This window comes from Coraliomargarita algicola (assembly GCF_033878955.1).
GTDB lineage: Bacteria > Verrucomicrobiota > Verrucomicrobiia > Opitutales > Coraliomargaritaceae > Thalassobacterium > Thalassobacterium algicola.
In genome coordinates, this window is the sequence record NZ_CP138858.1 from 409965 (window position 1) to 426707 (window position 16743).

20 protein-coding genes are annotated in these 16743 nt (G+C 53.6%); 5 read left to right on the forward strand and 15 right to left on the reverse strand.

Going from position 1 to position 16743, the window contains the following annotated elements; genetic code table 11:
* Positions 1-127 precede the first annotated feature (127 nt).
* Genes lepB through SH580_RS01510 form a run of 5 tightly spaced genes read right to left on the reverse strand, consistent with a single transcriptional unit; the run spans position 128 to position 4384 of the window.
* Positions 128-1381, reverse strand: a complete 1254-nt coding sequence (gene lepB / locus SH580_RS01490) for a signal peptidase I (RefSeq protein ID WP_319833232.1) — start codon at positions 1379-1381, stop codon at positions 128-130.
* Between the two features lie 34 nt (positions 1382-1415).
* Positions 1416-2162 carry a 5-oxoprolinase subunit PxpA gene (locus SH580_RS01495; RefSeq protein ID WP_319833233.1) on the reverse strand — a complete coding sequence of 249 codons (747 nt, stop codon included), beginning with the start codon at positions 2160-2162 and terminating at the stop codon, positions 1416-1418.
* Positions 2150-2998: a 5-oxoprolinase subunit C family protein gene (locus tag SH580_RS01500; RefSeq protein WP_319833234.1), complete on the reverse strand. Its 849-nt coding sequence runs from the start codon at positions 2996-2998 to the stop codon at positions 2150-2152. Before SH580_RS01500 ends, SH580_RS01495 begins: the two co-directional genes overlap by 13 nt.
* Positions 2992-3687, reverse strand: a complete 696-nt coding sequence (locus tag SH580_RS01505; RefSeq protein ID WP_319833235.1) for a 5-oxoprolinase subunit B family protein — start codon at positions 3685-3687, stop codon at positions 2992-2994. The genes SH580_RS01500 and SH580_RS01505 overlap by 7 nt, the downstream gene beginning before the upstream one ends.
* Before the next feature lie 4 nt (positions 3688-3691).
* On the reverse strand, positions 3692-4384 hold the full coding sequence (locus SH580_RS01510) for an acyltransferase (protein ID WP_319833236.1): 693 nt from the start codon (positions 4382-4384) through the stop codon (positions 3692-3694).
* Positions 4385-4525: 141 nt separating this feature from the next.
* Between SH580_RS01510 and hflX the strand changes: the two genes are divergently transcribed.
* Complete coding sequence (hflX, locus tag SH580_RS01515; RefSeq protein WP_319833237.1) at positions 4526-5821, forward strand: GTPase HflX; 1296 nt, start codon at positions 4526-4528, stop codon at positions 5819-5821.
* 15 nt (positions 5822-5836) lie between these two features.
* Here the strand turns inward: hflX and SH580_RS01520 are convergent, their stop codons facing one another.
* The 5 genes from SH580_RS01520 to SH580_RS01540 are packed head-to-tail and all read right to left on the reverse strand — an operon-like array spanning position 5837 to position 10624.
* Positions 5837-7084 carry an Nramp family divalent metal transporter gene (locus tag SH580_RS01520; protein ID WP_319833238.1) on the reverse strand — a complete coding sequence of 416 codons (1248 nt, stop codon included), beginning with the start codon at positions 7082-7084 and terminating at the stop codon, positions 5837-5839.
* Between the two features lie 6 nt (positions 7085-7090).
* Positions 7091-7666, reverse strand: coding sequence for a PqiC family protein (locus SH580_RS01525; RefSeq protein WP_319833239.1), 576 nt, complete (start codon positions 7664-7666; stop codon positions 7091-7093).
* Positions 7667-7675: 9 nt separating this feature from the next.
* Entirely contained in the window at positions 7676-8686 is a 1011-nt protein-coding gene (locus SH580_RS01530; protein ID WP_319833240.1) for an MlaD family protein, read from the reverse strand.
* A 34-nt stretch (positions 8687-8720) separates the two neighbouring features.
* Positions 8721-9485, reverse strand: a complete 765-nt coding sequence (locus SH580_RS01535) for an ABC transporter ATP-binding protein (RefSeq protein ID WP_319833241.1) — start codon at positions 9483-9485, stop codon at positions 8721-8723.
* Positions 9486-9487: 2 nt separating this feature from the next.
* Positions 9488-10624 (reverse strand): MlaE family ABC transporter permease, encoded by a 1137-nt coding sequence (locus tag SH580_RS01540; RefSeq protein ID WP_319833242.1) that lies wholly within the window; start codon positions 10622-10624, stop codon positions 9488-9490.
* Positions 10625-10729: 105 nt separating this feature from the next.
* On the opposite strand from SH580_RS01540, the gene SH580_RS01545 reads away from it, so the two are divergent.
* From SH580_RS01545 to SH580_RS01555, 3 genes are all read left to right on the forward strand, one after another.
* Complete coding sequence (locus SH580_RS01545) at positions 10730-11401, forward strand: HAD family hydrolase (protein WP_319833243.1); 672 nt, start codon at positions 10730-10732, stop codon at positions 11399-11401.
* Positions 11398-12078, forward strand: coding sequence for an HAD family hydrolase (locus SH580_RS01550; RefSeq protein WP_319833244.1), 681 nt, complete (start codon positions 11398-11400; stop codon positions 12076-12078). Before SH580_RS01545 ends, SH580_RS01550 begins: the two co-directional genes overlap by 4 nt.
* A gap of 78 nt (positions 12079-12156) precedes the next feature.
* Positions 12157-12573 carry an acyl-CoA thioesterase gene (locus SH580_RS01555; protein WP_319833245.1) on the forward strand — a complete coding sequence of 139 codons (417 nt, stop codon included), beginning with the start codon at positions 12157-12159 and terminating at the stop codon, positions 12571-12573.
* Between the two features lie 8 nt (positions 12574-12581).
* Here SH580_RS01555 and SH580_RS01560 read toward each other — a convergent pair whose 3' ends face one another.
* The 4 genes from SH580_RS01560 to SH580_RS01575 form a co-directional block, all read right to left on the reverse strand.
* On the reverse strand, positions 12582-12755 hold the full coding sequence (locus tag SH580_RS01560) for a type II toxin-antitoxin system RelE/ParE family toxin (RefSeq protein WP_319833246.1): 174 nt from the start codon (positions 12753-12755) through the stop codon (positions 12582-12584).
* Entirely contained in the window at positions 12740-12904 is a 165-nt protein-coding gene (locus tag SH580_RS01565; protein WP_319833247.1) for a hypothetical protein, read from the reverse strand. Before SH580_RS01565 ends, SH580_RS01560 begins: the two co-directional genes overlap by 16 nt.
* A 175-nt stretch (positions 12905-13079) precedes the next feature.
* A complete protein-coding gene (locus SH580_RS01570; protein ID WP_319833248.1) occupies positions 13080-13625 on the reverse strand; it encodes a shikimate kinase in 546 nt (181 codons plus the stop codon).
* Positions 13626-13684: 59 nt separating this feature from the next.
* Positions 13685-14905, reverse strand: a complete 1221-nt coding sequence (locus SH580_RS01575) for a class I SAM-dependent RNA methyltransferase (RefSeq protein WP_319833249.1) — start codon at positions 14903-14905, stop codon at positions 13685-13687.
* A gap of 61 nt (positions 14906-14966) precedes the next feature.
* On the opposite strand from SH580_RS01575, the gene SH580_RS01580 reads away from it, so the two are divergent.
* Entirely contained in the window at positions 14967-15779 is an 813-nt protein-coding gene (locus SH580_RS01580) for a TrmH family RNA methyltransferase (protein ID WP_319833250.1), read from the forward strand.
* Between the two features lie 21 nt (positions 15780-15800).
* Here SH580_RS01580 and SH580_RS01585 read toward each other — a convergent pair whose 3' ends face one another.
* Entirely contained in the window at positions 15801-16733 is a 933-nt protein-coding gene (locus tag SH580_RS01585) for an endonuclease/exonuclease/phosphatase family protein (protein WP_319833251.1), read from the reverse strand.
* Positions 16734-16743 lie beyond the last annotated feature (10 nt).

Below are 16743 nucleotides of genomic sequence, written 5' to 3' on the forward strand. Positions count from 1 at the left end.
TGCAATAATTAGACATAATATTTATTGTGCGCAATATAGGTGTCAAATTGAGGGGAGCTCATCGGTATGATCCATAATTCAGAAGCCAGAAATCAGAAGCCAGTCACTGTAAATCTATGAGAATGAATTACTCGGCCAGGCCCCAGCGCTTGGTGAATGGATAATAAATGAAGATCGCTTTACCGATGACGGCTTTTTCGGGCACGTATCCCCAGTAGCGACTATCGAGGCTGTTGGCGGAGTTATCACCGAGCGCAACGAATTTGCCTGCTGGAATTTCGGCTTTCACACCAGGCCCCGTCATTAATTTTGCAGGCGATGAAGAATTTGAGCTGGGATACACATAGCCTCCGTATTCGCCTTCCTTGCGCGCATTGCGTCCGTAAGCTTCGACTTCATCGCGCGGGTGTCCATCGACTAGCAAGGCACCGTCTTTGATTTCGAGTGTTTCTCCGCCGACACCTCCGATGCGCTTGATGTAGTATTTATCGACGAAATTATCATGCCCTCCCTCGATGCCGGGTATGTCGCGGGTGCGGAAAACAAAGGGATCGCCCGCTTGTGGACGCTTGAAATGGTAACTAATGCGGTCGACAAACAAGGCGTCGCCCAAGGTGATGTCGAAGCGTAAAACCGCCTCTCCTGGTTGCGCTTGGGTATGCAGATCCAGCGCGTAGCCGGTGCCGGAGCTGGTGCGCACAAGTTCGGGCTCTGTATCGGGAAAGCTCTTGAGCAGCGTGCCTTGCATGTCGAAGTCCGCTGGCACGCGAATACTGTGGGGCACACCGCCGACTAGCACCGTATATTCTGCCAGAACGGTCGGCAGAAAGCCCCACTTTTTGCCTTTAACTTGCTTGAAATAAATGCGCATGCCTCCGTCTTGAGTGGCCGCCATCGGGATCTGAATATCGCCGCTGTTTTGAGCAATCAGCGCTTTGTGCCGCGCACCCAGTGTTAGGAAGCGAAAGGTCTTCGTCAGTGCCGCAGGGGCGTCGTCCTTATCCTCATACATCACGGCATTCATTCCGCTGTAGGTGGGATACATTGAGTTGGTGGGAATGATGAAGGGTTGAAAGAAAAATGTGCGGATGCCGATCACGATAATCGCAGCGACGAGTGCGACCTCTAAATTGTCGCTCCAAAAGGTCTTGGGGTAAATCTTACCACCGATCTTGCGCAACAAGGCATCGAGCCGATTCATGCACGCTTCCAGTGGGGCTTCGCTGACGCTTTGATCGCGCAACATACTATCCAGCTCGCCAACTGCTTTATCTAATTCAGCTAAACGCGCCTCTGATAATACATCCCGGCGGTAATGGTATACCTTATGCGCCGCTTGCAGCAGTTCTTTACCGGCTTTTTTCTGTTTTTTGATACTCACAGTCTTGATTTGATAGTCAGTGTGTTCTGCGAGGCTAGCTAAATCTGGAACGCGAGCACTCTATTTTATGGGTTTCGAGAAAAGTTCGAATGTTACGAATTAATTCGAGTGCGTCCGGACTATCCCCGTGCACGCAAAGTGTATCTGCAGCCAGGCTAATGGGAACGCCGCCGCGGGTGGGGATTTTTCCGTTCTTTTGCCAAGACGCCAGTCGTTCTAAGGCCTCAGATTGCGAGAGCACGGCCCCCTGCTCGACTCGCGGCACCAAGGACCCATCAGGTAAATAGTCACGATCTGCAAAGGCTTCGTGCACAACTGACAGGCCCGCCGCTTCGGCCGCTTGCGCGAACTCCCCACCGGCGAGGGCAAATATCGCGACTGGCTGCACTTGTTGCCGTAAAAAGTGAATGTAAACGGCCGATAGATCGGGCTGAGTTTCCACAGCGTGGTAGAGACTGCCGTGCAATTTGATATACTCCGCACGGGTGCCCAGAGCGTGAGCGGTCGCTTGGAATGAGCTGAATTGCTGCTCCAGTAAGTGCTGGAATTCCTTGGCTGTCGGGAGAATGTGCCCCCGGCCGCCGGCATGTGGCAGCCCGGGGTGCGCGCCGATCCTAAGCTTGTGTTTCAGTGCCAGCTCAATACTTGCGCCCGTTTTTTCTGGACTGCCAGCGTGAAAGCCACAGCCAATATTTGCGGCATCGATTAGCGCAAGTAACTGTTCGGTTTGTTCCAGCGATTCATCTTCGCCGAGGTCGCAATTTAGTATTATTGGAGCCATGAGAATGTGAGTTTGGTGCCCGGCGCACATTGGGCCAATCGATCCAGGTCGCCGGCAGCTAAGAGAGCCAACTGGGGATAGCCGCCGACGGTGGGACCATCGGCCATGGTAATGATCGGTTGACCGTTGCCAGGGATTTGAAAACTGCCCGGCAGCACCGGTTCACTCGCTATGGACTGCGGAATGTCGAGCTTTGTGCCTTCCAGACGGTAGCCTGTGCGATCTGAACGCGGAGAAACGGTCCATTCGTGCTCCAGAAAACACTGCCGAACGCGGGGCTCAAAGGCATCAAACTGTGGCCCCGGATAGAGTGAAAAATGAGCCTTGCCTGCGGGAATATGGTCGAGCTTTATGCTGGAGATCCGACGCGCGACTGCCTGTGTCGAGATCTTTGGCTGCGTTAACTGTGCGGCAATGTGACTGCCTTTTTGGAGCGCAATCCCCATGCCGTTGCGCGCGTCGATAGCAGCACTGCCCAGCCATCGTTCAACTTCAACCCCGCCTGGCAATGCGAGGTATGCGTATAGGCCCGCTGACTTTTGATCGAATTCCAAAACCTGTCCACGAGCAAAGGGCATGGCTGTTCCGGAAGCACAACGACTACAAAAATCGCCGCCAGCCAAGGCCAGCCAGCTATCTGTTAACAGACGGATTTTAGCTCCTTGTTGCACCACTTCGATCACCGCAGCATCCCGGGGATTTCCCAACAAGGCATTGGCCAGGGCCATGGAGCGAGTGTCCATCGCCCCACCCGCTGGCACGCCGAAGCGCCGCCAGCCATCGCGGCCGCGGTCTTGGATCGAAAGGCCAGAGCCGATGGAGAGTATTTCTAGCAAGGTGTAGCCTTGGGTTGAAAGCGCACTTGATCGCCTGGTGACAACGCAAAGACCGCCGATGCGCTGGGACTCTTTTGGCGGGCCGCATTGAGATTAAACAGTGGAAAATCCGTATGACCTAACAAATGCCAGCCGCCTGGACTGGCCACGGTGTAAATACCGGCATGTGGACCACCGATCGCAACTGTGCCGGCATCGATGCGATTGCGTGGCGATGCACGCCGTTCGATCTGTAGGCGTGCGTCCAAGCCCTCTAAATAAGGAAAACCGGGGCTGAAGCCCATCATACGCACGGTATAGAGGGGGGCGCTGTGTAGCTGGATGACTTGCTCAACACTCAACTTGCAGGCTTGTGCAACGGACTCGAGGTCGGCGCCGTTGTAGTATACTTCAATGATGTGACAATTCTGGGGCCGCAAATCCAGCCGCGCCGGGGGCATGGGTAACGGAGCATCGGCCCCGTTGGCAGCATCCAGCCCCCAGCAGGCGGCTAGGGAGTTGACGCTGTTTTCTAATTCTTCGCAGCTCGCAGCGCCCTGCCGGATCAATAAGATACTATCATAGCCCACGACATATTCCGCACACTCGCGGGGGCGCTGCTGCGCCAGATAGCCCAGCCAAGCACGGCGCTCCGACTCACTCAGTGCTGCCAGCAAGATGCCGCGATCCCCGTAAGGCTTGATGACCATGCGATTAGTCCATGCGAGGCGCCTTCAAAATGGCCTCCTTTTGATACGCAACTGTGTTTTCGGCGACTGTGCCGCGAAAGGCCATAGTCGGCATGACCAAGGCTCGCTTCCCAAGGATTGATCCTGGGTTGAGCACGGCGTTACAACCCACTTCTGCTTGATCCCCAATGAGTGCGCCGAACTTACGCAGGTCGGTGGTGTATCGCGAGCCATCCGGCAGGGTAACTGGCACATTCGCCTGATCGAGTCGCAGATTGGAGCAGATCACACCCGCACCGAGATGCGCTCGATTACCTAGCACACTATCGCCCACATAGCTGAAGTGTGGCACTTGCACACCGTCGAGTAAGAGGCAGTTTTTAAATTCACAAGAGTTTCCCAGCACGCAGCCTTTGCCAGCAATCACATTGCCACGAATATACACCCCCAGGCGCAGTTCGCAGCCTTCACCGATATAGGCAGGCCCCTGTATGGAACCAAATGCCGGCAATTGGACGCTCGGATGAATGTAAACATCCCCGCTCACAGCCAGCCCGGCAGGGAGCGACGCATCCGCCGCTGAGGCCGATTCAAAATCAAATGCAGCCAATGCTTGCTTGATAAGAGGCAGCCACTCCCAAGGCGCAAGTTCAGGCCGGAAGCGATCAGCAAAGGGCAAGGATTCTGGGAAATCAAATAGGTCGGAGGCTTGTAGCATTCATTGAGAGAAAGATAGAACCGCCTGCAGAGACAACTCAAAATATGCAGTTCAAAAGCAAAGAAACCGTCATTTCGTGGTGGATTTACTGCAAAAGACACATAAGTTCCAGCGTTTCGCTTATAGAAGAAAACCTACACTGTGCACGACGTTAAAGAAAGACCCACGATTGTTGAGCGCGCCATGCTGATTGGCGTGACGCTCCCTGATGACACGACGACCAATACCCGCAGCCTGCTGGATGAACTGCGCGAGCTGGTAGACACCGTTGGATTCGGCATCATGCATGAGCGCATGGTAGCGATCCGAAAGCCACAGGCCAAGCTACTGGTGGGCTCAGGAAAAGCCCAGGAACTGGTGGATGAAGCCAAAGCCTACAATTGCGACGTCATTATATTCGACAACGAACTCACTCCCGCCCAGCAGCGAAACTGGGAGGCACTTGCCGAGGGAAAAATCCTCGTGATTGACCGGCAGGAAGTGATTCTCGATATTTTCGGAGATCGCGCACAGACCAAGGAGGCGGTGCTACAGGTCGAACTTGCACGATTGGAACATAATTTACCTCGTCTGAAAAGTGCCTGGACTCACCTCAGTCGCCAGCGAGGCGGTGGCTCGATGCAGCGTGATGCCGGGGAAACTCAGCTGGAGCTCGACCAACGCATGGTGCGCACTCAAATCTCCCGTGTGAAACGCGAACTTGAAGGCGTGATCCAACACCGTGAAACGCAACGCAAAAAGCGTATGACCGTGCCAGTGCCGACCTGTGCCATCGTCGGTTACACCAACGCGGGCAAGTCATCGCTACTCAATAAGCTGACCAATTCCAACATACTGGCCGAGGACAAACTCTTCGCCACGCTGGACCCAACCTCGCGACGCTGTCCCCTGCCCTCGGGGCAACCGCTGGTGATTACCGATACCGTCGGATTCGTGCGCAATTTGCCTCACCGCTTAGTGGATGCCTTCAAGGCCACCCTGGAAGAAGCGATCGTATCCAACTTCCTCATACACGTGCTGGACGTCAACAGCCCGGAGGTGGATGCACATGCGCAGACGACGCTCTCCGTCCTACAAGAGCTGGGTGCTAAAGACAAAAAGATCATTACCGTCTTCAATAAAATTGATGCCCTCTGGGACGAAGAAACCCAGGCCGACTTGTCGCTCCGCTATCCTGACGCCCTCTTTATCAGTGCTCACAGTGGCGAAGGTCTAAAAGAATTGCAGGATAAGATGGAAGCCATCGTCGAGGCCGACTTTGCGCAACTCCGTCTTTTGATCCCGCATGAACGCTACGACCTAGTCGCCCGCCTTCACCGCGAAGGCGGCGTGCGCAAGGAAGAAGCGCGAGACGATGGTTTCTACCTCGTCGCTTCGATTCCAGAGCGCATGCTCAGCACCGTACAGCCGTTTATTTTGCAGAACTCACAAACTTGATAAGCAAACAGGCATCTACCTGACGAAGGTCACATAAAGATAGCCTGCAGTCATCACTGTAAAAAACAGTAGGCCTGCCCAGCTAAGCGCTTTGAGTGCGAGCCCGGGGCGATATGCTTCCGGCACATTGGCGCCGTTCATTACACGAAAATTGATGTAGGCTAAGACTGGCGAAGTGATGAACGAAATGATGGCAGCAAAACTGAGGAGTTGCAGCAGATTTTGAACGAAGGCCAATACCACCAAACTCGCCAAGCCCGTGGAAACGAGGATCCAGAGATTCTGAATGCGGATAAACTTCTGCGCAGAGAGGTCTTGGATCAAGACACAGCAGGCCGCTAGCGAACGCGGGTAACCGTCAAGACAGGTCAATGTGGTGCTGAACATAGTAATGAAGGCCGCCGAAAGTATTAATAAGTGGGACCACTCGCCGATGGTGTCGGTATATAAACTCACTAGTTGCTGTGAAAACCCCACTCCTCCCGCTGCAAAGCTTTCTGTTGTGCCATACATCACTAATGCCCCTAACGCAACAAATAGTATGGCCAAGACGACTGCGGAGAAATACCCGAGATAAAAATCGATTGCGGATTCTTTCACTGTGGCAAAGTGCCCAGTCTGTTTTTCGCGGCTAAACATCCATAGCGACGACCATGCAGATAAGTCAATCGGTGCGGGCATCCAGCCCAGCAGGCTGATCAAGAATGCAAACGAAGCCCATTGATAAGGGCTGGGAGCGACAAAGTCGGCGGCGAGCTCCGGGCGATTGGGGATCGCGAGGGCCACTGCCACAACTGTGCTGATGCCGAGCAGCGCGATAATCACTTTAGCCAGTGTATCCAGTAATTTATAATGTCCGACCAGGAGCATCCCAGCGCAGACCACCAATACGCCGACTGTGATCCACGGCACGGAGATGCCGGTGATGCCATAGCCAGTCAGCAAGGCACCACTGAGCATGCCCACACCCGCGATATTGATAGTGCCCGTGAGGATGTTCACCGCGAGGAATATCCAAACGTAAGCAATCCCGAGCCGCTTATATCCAGCCAGCAGGCTCTCACCAGTCGCAGCCGTGTAACGTTGGCCATACAGAAAAAATGGAAATTTCAACGCGTTGGCCAGCAGCACCAACCACAGTAATGACCAGCCAAATTCAGCGCCTGCACGTGTGGACCATACCAAGTGTGAACCACCCACCGCGGCGCATGCAACGAGTATACCAGGGCCAAGCGCCTTCCAGAGATTAGTGCGATCGATCATACAAATTTATAGCTCTTGAGCGAGTACCTCAGCGAGGCTGGATAGTGCGGCATCCAATTGGGCAACATAGTCTGCAGCATCCTGACGGTCCCAGACACGCTTGGGCGCGATAAAGCGCCCTTCCCTTTGACTCCCGTCCGCAGATGTAATTTGCCACTGCGCAATCACCTCGACCTCGCCAGCGGCGTTGGCACTAAAACGTTCAAATTGAAGCGAAATAGTCGCGCCCTCGCTTGCGGTATTTTGCCAGGGGTAATACGCACGGACATGGACCTTGCCGGTGGCCTGCAAGTGCATGGCGATGGCACTGGGCAGAGCGACGCGAGGCGATTCGGCCCAGCGTGAGCCTGAAACAGAGCTGAGTTCTCCATTACCAGAGCGATAGTAAATACGATGTCCCTCCAAGTAACCGGGCAGCTCTACGCGGCTGACATAACATTGTGGTTTGCCGGCCACCTCGGCGACCGCCGCCACATTCGAGGCAAGCGTAAAGATTTGAGTGCGATCCGGCTTAGGCTTGAGATTGACGCAGCCGCTGAGTAGCAGGACGAACGACAGGGCAATGGTGTAAATGATTTTCATACTGCGAAATTATTCCTCTTCACTGCGTCCAGTTAGCAGAGCGTTGGGGTTACGTTCAATGTATTCGGAAAGCTGACGGATCGAGCGCGCAGTGCGCCCGAGTTCACGTAGCATAGACTCAAATTCGTAGCGCATGTCCGAGCCCGGCTGGATGAGTGCACTGGCGTCGTTGCTCAATTGATCCAGACTGCCGAGCGTTTGACTGATCTGAGCGGTCCAGGTATCGATTGTCTCTGCCAACGGGCCTTCTTTTAGATTAAACGACTGAGCTGTATCGCTAATTTGCTCGAAGGCGACGCGCATGGCTTTGACCGAGTGCCTGAAATCTTCCGAGCTCATGAAGCGCTTCAGTTCCTCAGCTGTCGTAGTGATGGATGCATTGATTGCCTGCGTGTCGAGCGCTTCAAGCTGCGCAGTGGCACTGGTCATTAAGGTATTTAGGTTCTGACTTAACTCTTGGAGATCGAGCGCTTTGATATCGGCAATGATCTGAGCCACGTCGGCAGTGATTTGATCGAGTGAGGAATTTAACGTGGGGATCTCGACGATGCCGTTGACCTCTTCCAGATGTGTCTTTGTGGACAAGGCTTTTCCCGGTTCAAAACTAAATTCAACAAAAAGCTGCCCCGTAATTATGCTCTCCAGGTTGAGCTGCGCCACCAGACCTCGATCCAGCGATTTCTGAATCGACTCGGGAGCGAACACCGACTGTGCCACTCCGAGATCATTTTCCACGCGTGAACGATTGATTTCAATGATTACAGGAATCGCGGTCGATGCTTCGCCCTGCCCTTCGGCTCGTATCATGATTCGCTTAACCTCGCCCACCGGAACACCACGGAATTTGACAGGAGAACCCACCTGAAGGCCGTTCACCGATTGATCAAAAAATAAAATAAAATGAGTCGAACGATTGAGAAAGCTAGCCGTGCCGAAATACATCACCATCCCGACAATTAGGACGAGCATTACGGTGACAAAAATGCCGACGATCTGGGGATTTGGAGAGTTTCGTTTCACGGGGACTTAGGTTTGGGCAAAAATGTTTGCTAGATCAATCGTTATCACGATCACCTCGGGTTAGAAATTGGCGCACTTTCGGATCGGTGTCTGGATCATCGATCAGATCGTTCGGATTGCCATCGCAGAGTGCGGTCTTGCTCTCGACATCAAGAAACAGTGCGGTGTCCGCGATGGCAAAAATGCTGGCCAGCTCATGTGTGACCACCACAACTGTCGCTCCCAATGCATCGCGTAACTGAAGAATTAAGTCATCCAGGCGGCGCGAACTGAGCGGATCGAGGCCGGCTGAGGGCTCATCGAAGAATAAAATATGTGGATCCAGCGCAATCGCGCGCGCCAGCCCGGCGCGTTTTTGCATGCCACCGCTCAATTCAGAGGGGTAGCGATGTCCAAAGCCTGCCAGGCCGACCAGCGAGAGTTTGAAGTCCACCACGTCGCGAATTTCCGCGGCGCTGAGGCGCGTATACTGCTCCAGCGGCAGTGCTACGTTTTCTTCTAATGTCATGGAGCTCCACAGCGCCCCACTCTGAAACGACACACCAAAGCGGCGGCGTATGCGCTCAGCTGCAGGCGTATCCGGCACAAAGGGCTCGTCTCCGTAATAAATCTCCCCCACAGCGGCTTGCTCTAAGCCGATCAAATGCTTGAGCAGTGTGCTCTTTCCACAACCACTGCCACCCATGATGACTTTAACTTCGCTGCGGCGCACCTGAAAATCAAGTGAGCGCATGACCGTATAATCACCATAGGCCATGGTGAGGTTTTTGACTGTAATGGCATCGGGCGAATTCGACATGATTAGATCCCCAAGAGATGAAACATGACTGCAAAAATAGCATCGGCTATCACAATCCATGTAATTGAGGTCACCACGGCTGAGGTCGCTGCTTGCCCGACCGAGCTCGCATCCTGTCCACAATGTAAGCCCCGGTAGCAACCAGCCAACGCGATAATGAGGCCAAAAACGGCACTCTTGAAAATCCCGACCAGCAGATCATTTAAAGCCACGGCACTTTGTATCTGATGACAATATTGCAAGATACTCACATCAGAAATCGTCACGGCGACCACCATGCCCCCGAGCATGGCGACAAAATCGGCACAGGCACATAACAGAGGCATCATCAGTATCAAGGCAAGCACACGAGGCACCACCAGGAATTGCATCGGCGAGATACCAAAGGTCGTGAGCGCGTCGACTTCTTCGTTGACCTGCATACTACCGATCTGAGCGGCGAAGGACGCCCCGGTGCGTCCGGCCATGATCACCCCCGTCATCACTGCGCCTAGTTCGCGCGTTGTTGCCAGACCGACCAAATCCGCAACATAGATATCCGCGGCAAATTTTTGCAATTGAATCACCCCGATAAAGGCAATGATCAGTCCAGTCAGGAAACTGAGCAAAGAAACGATCGGCACCGCCTGCGCACCGGTGGATTGCAGTGTCAGCAAGAAATCCTTCGCCCGAATGCGCCCCTTACCCCGTAAAAATGCGAAAAGATCTATTAATAACAGGCCTAAGAATTCAAAATAATTATTCAGCCCGCCATAGGCCGCTAGCGAGCGCTCCCCTACACGGCTGAAGAAATGATCCGTGCTCTCTGCGGACAGTTGCTTATTTTCCGGCACCGCACGGGAGAGCTGGATTAAATTCTGCACACCTGCCGGCATACCATCCAGTCGAGTTCGGAGGCCTTGGGCCTCTGCCCAGTCGCAGAGCTGCCGTACGGCCACTAGCAATGAACTGTCCCAGCCGGTGAGATGATCCGCTTCCAGGTGCAGGGTCGTCAAATTCGGCTCAGATTTGATATCGAGATAGAGCGTTTCCGCGCTCGGTTTCGACTGTCCGATCACCCATGAGCCTGAAAAATGGACGACAAAGGTGCCCTTGTTTCGTCGGGTCCCCCAGTCTGCTTTGTGCGTCGTATCACTCATGTTCGGAAAAGTGCTCCATACCTACGCTTGCCAAAGAGGGCAAAGCAGGCATGCATTTAGCTCTAGCCTGTAGCGAATACGTTTTCTAATAAAGCACATTTTACTATGCAATACATCCTATTTGACCTGGACGGCACCTTGATCGACCATTTTACCACGATTCATAAGAGTGTGGCCTATGCTCAGCGGGAGATCGGCTTGCCTGAGAGCGACTATGCAACCGTGCGTGCGACCGTCGGCGGATCGGTGCCGATCACGCTGAGCAAACTGTGCGGTGAAGCTCATGTCGCTGCGGCCGAACCTTTATTCCGAAAGCATTTCGCTGAAATTATTTTCGACGATGTATTTTCACTACCCGGCGCGGAGTGGCTCTTAAAGTCGCTCAAGGCGCGTGGCGACAAATTGGCTGTTTTTACCAATAAATATGCTGGTGACACGCGTGCCGTCTTATCACATCTTGGCCTCGATCAATGGCTCGACGTGATTATCGGCACCGGTGAGCCGGAATGCCCTTATCGCAAGCCAGACCCGCTGTTCACTGCCTACGCGCTCGAGCAAATGGACTGCGCCTCCGATGAAGCGCTCATGATCGGAGATTCTCCCTACGATCTCGCGGCCGCAGAGGCGGGTTGTTTGACCTGCCACTTAGTCGCAACAGGGAGCCATAGTGCGGAAGAACTCTCGGAATACATTATTTCGGAGCATGTGCATAAAGACCTCTACGAACTGGCGGAAAAAGTCTTTGGTCTGGAGCCGGAAGTCTGCACAAGTAAATGAAGCCTCGCACCTCTACAGCACTGCCCTGCCCGTCCGCCATTCTGTGGGACATGGACGGCACTCTGATTGATCAAACCGCTGCAATTATTCGTTGTTACGGCGAAGTCATCACCAAGATGGGCTACCCGACTCCAGCAGATGATGTCATCCGCCGCAGCCTGGGAGGCACCATGGCTGAGACGATGGGGCTCTTCGTGGACGCAGCGCGGCTGGATGAAGCGGGCAAAGCCTTCCGTGCACGCTTCCCGGAAATTATGTTTGATGGACTGATCGTGCTACCGGGTGGCCTGGAGCTCATCGAGCGCGCCTACAAGGCGCGCATCCCACAAGCGCTTTTCACCAACAAGCACGGCGACACGGCACGTAAAGTCAGTCGTTACGCGGGCTTTGCCAAATACATCCCCGTCTGTGTCGGCAGCGTGGATACCGAGTGGCAAAAGCCACAACGCGAATTGACGGAGCATGTGCTCCAACAGATTGATGCCGCAGGCGCGGGGGCTGTTATGATTGGTGATTCGCCTACCGATGTAGCGGTCGCCCAAAACGCCGGACTGAAGTGCTACGGCGTCGCCACCGGCGCCCACGCAGTGTCCGAATTGCTGGCTGCTGGTGCAGCCGCCGCCTTCGAATCTCTCATCGAGCTCAATCAGTCACTGCAAATTCCTTCCGGCACTTAATGGATGCTCATGCAGGCATCAGATTCAAATTAGGCTCCCGAACTCGGAGTATCGCTCATTCTTAAGTTTTTATTTTCCATGATTCACAGTATTTCCAAAATTCGCGTGCGCTATGCCGAAACCGACCGCATGGATGTGGTTTACCACAGCAACTATTTGGTATGGTTTGAAACCGCACGCATTCAAATGCTCGACCAAATCGGGATTCCTTACCGCGAAATCGAAGCGCGCGGTCTCTTTCTGCCCGTGTTAACGGTGAGTGCCGCCTACAAAAGCCCTGCCCGCTTCGATGATCATTTGGAGATTCATCTTTTTATGCATAAAAAGCCGCGTGCACGCATGCACTTCGAGTATGAGGTTCGTCGCGGAGAAGAACTGCTCGCGACGGGGCAATCCAGTCATGGCTTCATGGACCGCAGCGGCCGGGCACAACGCCCACCGGAAGATCTATTGCAAAAAATCGAAGCCGCCTGGGCGGCGACGGAATCGATATGAAATTTAATTCAGAGACTTGGGTAAACCTTCCCGCGCAGCGGCAAGGTGTCGAGGCTTTCGGCATGCTCCACCAAAGCCAGGACAAGCTTTCGGGCAGTCTCGGGATTGTCCTTTGTGATGTATTCGCAAAGCTCCTTCAAGTTGGCGATTGCCGAATCCGTCCAAACTATTTGGTAAACCACGATCCAACCATTTCTTTGACCTCGGCAGAGGTCTTGACCTGCCCAGCCTCGGACGCATCCAAACCGCGTTTCAAGCCAGCAACGATTTCCAACTCCTCCATGATCTCTTGGAAGGAAGCGGTTTTCGGAAGCTGATTGAGTGCGTCCATTGCGATTTGTTTTTCGGTCAAAAAGCATTTCCGGCGTCGGGGTGCGTCGGGGTGCGTCATGGCGTGGACTTTCTTCAGCTGGCGGATCAACAGCTCGGTGTAAACCACCTATGTCCTTGTGCCGAACCGCATCCTGTCCCCGTGCTTATGCTTGGCCTATCTTTTCTTTTCGGCGCTATGACTTAAAATTTCGTGAGATCGACTTATAGGTCCGTATCATATGTCGCACCACCTCTGGAATCGTGCGGCCTTCTGTGGTGATACAGGCGCCGGAATCCATATAGATGGGCTCACGCTCGGCGAGTAGCGCCCGCACCTTGCTTGCGGGATCTGCGACGTTGAGGAGTGGACGATCTTTGTTGCGGCTGGTTCGTTCTATAATGCTCTCCGCGGACGCAAACAGGCATATAACCAAGCCCTTTTGCTTGAGCAATTCTTTCATGCCCGGCTGAATGACCAGTCCGCCTCCGCAGGAGACGACACAGCCTGTGTCCGGGTGCCCGCTTTCGATAAACTGACGCTCCAGCTCTCGAAAACGAGCCTCGCCTTCAGTCGCAAAAATTTCGGGGATCTTCTTGCCCTGCTCTTTTTCAATCTGCTGGTCGGAGTCGATAAAGCGTAAGCCTAACTCACGGGCGACGCGTCGGCCTATAGCCGACTTGCCCACGCCCATGAAGCCGACGAGGTAGAGATTGGGTTTAGACTGTGCGGTTTTGCTCAAACGAGAGATAGTGCAAAACATTTTGTGACCTGTGCGAACAAATAATGACTCAGAAGATCTTAGGCTAAGCTGAGTGAAACTACGTTTTCAATGTGACGTGTGTGGGGGAATAAATCAAATGGCTGGATACGTGTGATCTTGTAGCCTCCTTCGATGAACTCTTTCAAGTCACGTGCCTGTGTCGCTGGATCGCAGGAAACATAGACTAGACGCTGTGGACGATATTGCAGTAGCTGTTGACGGAAGCTCTCATCGCAGCCCTTGCGCGGTGGATCGATCACCATCGCGGTCTCATCGGCGGGGAATTTGAGACCATTAAAGATGGCTTCTGCCTTACCAATGACAAAGCGGGCGTTCTTAATATTGCTGATCTTACAGTTGGCCTGCGCCCATCGGACGGCGGGTTCACTAATCTCGACCCCTGCGACTTGTTCGAAAGATTTGGCTGTGGAGAGCGCAAAGAGACCGACTCCACAGTAGGCGTCGACTAGATAGCGCGCCCCCTCGGCCGAGGCTTCTTCGGCGACATAGTCGACCAGTTCAGGCAAAATAAACGGATTATTTTGAAAAAATTCACCTGCCTTGAACTGGAAGGTCACGTTGCCCACACGTTCCGAGACGATATCCTGCGGATCATTGACCACACCTTCCAGCACGTCTCGCATGAGCAAAGTGCCCCCACGCTGACGACGCTTTTTGCCACCAGCGCGACGTGCTTCTTCGCGAGCTTCAGGGAGTGCGGTATTAATCGCGTCGGTCGCGATGGGGCATTGCTCCACATCGATGATTTGATTGCGGCGACCATATTGTAAAAAGCCGATCGGCTGCGAACCGTCGCGCTCAGGTCGATTGTAGTGTGGCGTGATCTTCGAGCGATAATTATACACCTTGGGGGAGCCGTGAGCTAAATTCACCGGAAACTCGATACCGCCAAGCTTTTGCATCAGTTCATCAACGTGTTGGGTCTTTTCCTTGAGCTGGCGCTCGTAGCTCATGTGCTGATACTGGCAGCCTCCGCAACGAGTGTAGAGCGGGCACACGGGCTCGATGCGATCCGGCGAAGGCTCTAAAATTTCAATTAAATCAGCGTCGGAATAATTTTGAAAATTGCGAAAGATGCGGACTTTGACCCGCTCACCCGGAATCACGAAGGGCACCATCACCACCCAACCATCCACACGGCCGACTCCCAATCCCAGATTGGTCAGGCTATCCACGGTGAATTCCACCTCTTGATGATAATTAAAAGGCTCGGATACGAAATTTTTTGGCTCTTGCATCTACATGCCCTCCCGTATGCTTAGGCATCCTGCAATCCTAAAATTTCAGGACATCACTTACATGGAAGATTTATACATTCAAAGTCGTCAAAACGAGCAGGTCAAAAACCTGGTAAAATTGCGCGAACGCAAGCACCGGGACCGCCAGTCACGCTTTCTGGTGGAAGGGCTGCGTGAAATCGGCCATGCACTCGAAGCAGGCTTTGAAATCACCCACCTCTATTATTGCACGGACTTTTTTCCCAGTGAGGCACATGCTCGCTTCATTCGCGAACAAAGAGAATTGGGCGCTTTCCCCTTAATCGGCATGAGCCCGGATGCCTTCACAAAAGCTTCTCACCGTGAAGGTCCCGACGGTCTGACGGCGATTGCGATACAACAGAACAACGTTTTGTCCGACTTCAAGGTGAGCGAGCAGCCCTTATTGTTGGTATTGGAAGGCATTGAAAAACCGGGGAATCTGGGCGCCATTCTTCGCAGCGCAGATGGTGCGGGGGTGGATGCCGTCGTGCTCGTGGACTGTGTGCTGGATTTATACAATCCGAACGCAATCCGCTCTTCCCAAGGTCTGCTCTTTGCCCTACCGATCGTCTCGACCGATCGTGCATCGCTTTCGCAGTGGTTAGACGAGCACCAGATTCTCTGTTGTGCCACCACGCCCGACACCCAAGAATTGCACTGGGACATTAACTATCGACAAAGCATCGCAATTTTTATGGGCAGCGAAAGCGACGGCCTGCAACCCTATTGGCTCGAGCAAGCGGCTCACAAAATCCGCATTCCCATGGCAGGCCAAGCCGACTCGCTCAACGTTGCCGCAGCTGCGGCCGTCTGCTTGTATGAAGCCAGAAGACAGCGTGCGCAGATGATTTAACCAAGAAAGAGTCAGAGCCGATCAGTCATTCGGCGCAGTCTCGACGGAAAACGGCTCTGCTAAATCGAGATAAACCATGCGGTGATCGCTGCCTGAAAGGGCTCCGGGGCTATCCACAATTTGGGCGCGTCCAGCTTTTATGCGAGACATCATATTGGGCGAAGCGATAAACCCGTCCACGGACTCGTAGCGCGCTTCTTTATCGTAATAATAAGTCCATTCTTCCCCACGGCTGTCAGCGGCAGGCACTAAACTGCCGATCTCCAGATTTCCGCGACGATAAAAGCGGCGCAGGGGCGCACTGGCGGGATGATCGTTGAAATCGCCTACAATGAGGAAATTACTTCGATTACTTTCGTAAGTGCGCTCGATCACTCGATTGCGGCATGCCTCGGCCTCACGAACCCGGCGCATTTCTGAGTTCTCATCAGCTTTGACATCTGTGTAACGGCTTTTCAGATGCAAGGCAAACAGCTGAAAGCGCTCACCGCCACCGAGTTCAAATGTCATCTCTAACATGCCGCGTTTCACCAGCTCCCGGGTTTCAATGTATTTAAAGCTCAGATCGCTGTGCTTAACGACTGACTGGGGCGCTCGTTTCGACAATACCGCGACATGGCGATCCGGATCGGCCCCTTGCATATGAACGGCATATTCAAAATGCATCCCTTCACGGGCCAGGTCGGCGCGCAGCTCCTCGAGGAAGTCCAGTGGTCCCATTTCTTGCAAAACCAATACATCGGGCGACACATCTTTAATAATTTGTCGGACAATTGCTTTTTCTCCCTCTGGTTTTGGATACGAAGGACGCCAACGAGCCCCGACATGGCGATCCATGACGAGATAATTATTCAGATTATAAGTCGCGATGCGTAACTCCTCCCCCGCCGACACGATCGAGCACAAAGTCAGAAGGACCATGCCGACAAAGTGATAACGAAGGATTCGTTGCATAATTGGGGGA

Coding starts and splice junctions, on each gene's coding strand:
- SH580_RS01495 (WP_319833233.1), bottom strand. CDS start 2,162: ATGGCTCCAATAATACTAAATTGCGACCTCGGCGAAGATGAATCGCTG.
- SH580_RS01505 (WP_319833235.1), bottom strand. CDS start 3,687: ATGGTCATCAAGCCTTACGGGGATCGCGGCATCTTGCTGGCAGCACTG.
- SH580_RS01510 (WP_319833236.1), bottom strand. CDS start 4,384: ATGCTACAAGCCTCCGACCTATTTGATTTCCCAGAATCCTTGCCCTTT.
- SH580_RS01520 (WP_319833238.1), bottom strand. CDS start 7,084: ATGATCGATCGCACTAATCTCTGGAAGGCGCTTGGCCCTGGTATACTC.
- SH580_RS01525 (WP_319833239.1), bottom strand. CDS start 7,666: ATGAAAATCATTTACACCATTGCCCTGTCGTTCGTCCTGCTACTCAGC.
- SH580_RS01535 (WP_319833241.1), bottom strand. CDS start 9,485: ATGTCGAATTCGCCCGATGCCATTACAGTCAAAAACCTCACCATGGCC.
- SH580_RS01540 (WP_319833242.1), bottom strand. CDS start 10,624: ATGAGTGATACGACGCACAAAGCAGACTGGGGGACCCGACGAAACAAG.
- SH580_RS01545 (WP_319833243.1), top strand. CDS start 10,730: ATGCAATACATCCTATTTGACCTGGACGGCACCTTGATCGACCATTTT.
- SH580_RS01550 (WP_319833244.1), top strand. CDS start 11,398: ATGAAGCCTCGCACCTCTACAGCACTGCCCTGCCCGTCCGCCATTCTG.
- SH580_RS01555 (WP_319833245.1), top strand. CDS start 12,157: ATGATTCACAGTATTTCCAAAATTCGCGTGCGCTATGCCGAAACCGAC.
- SH580_RS01565 (WP_319833247.1), bottom strand. CDS start 12,904: ATGGACGCACTCAATCAGCTTCCGAAAACCGCTTCCTTCCAAGAGATC.
- SH580_RS01575 (WP_319833249.1), bottom strand. CDS start 14,905: ATGCAAGAGCCAAAAAATTTCGTATCCGAGCCTTTTAATTATCATCAA.
- SH580_RS01580 (WP_319833250.1), top strand. CDS start 14,967: ATGGAAGATTTATACATTCAAAGTCGTCAAAACGAGCAGGTCAAAAAC.
- SH580_RS01585 (WP_319833251.1), bottom strand. CDS start 16,733: ATGCAACGAATCCTTCGTTATCACTTTGTCGGCATGGTCCTTCTGACT.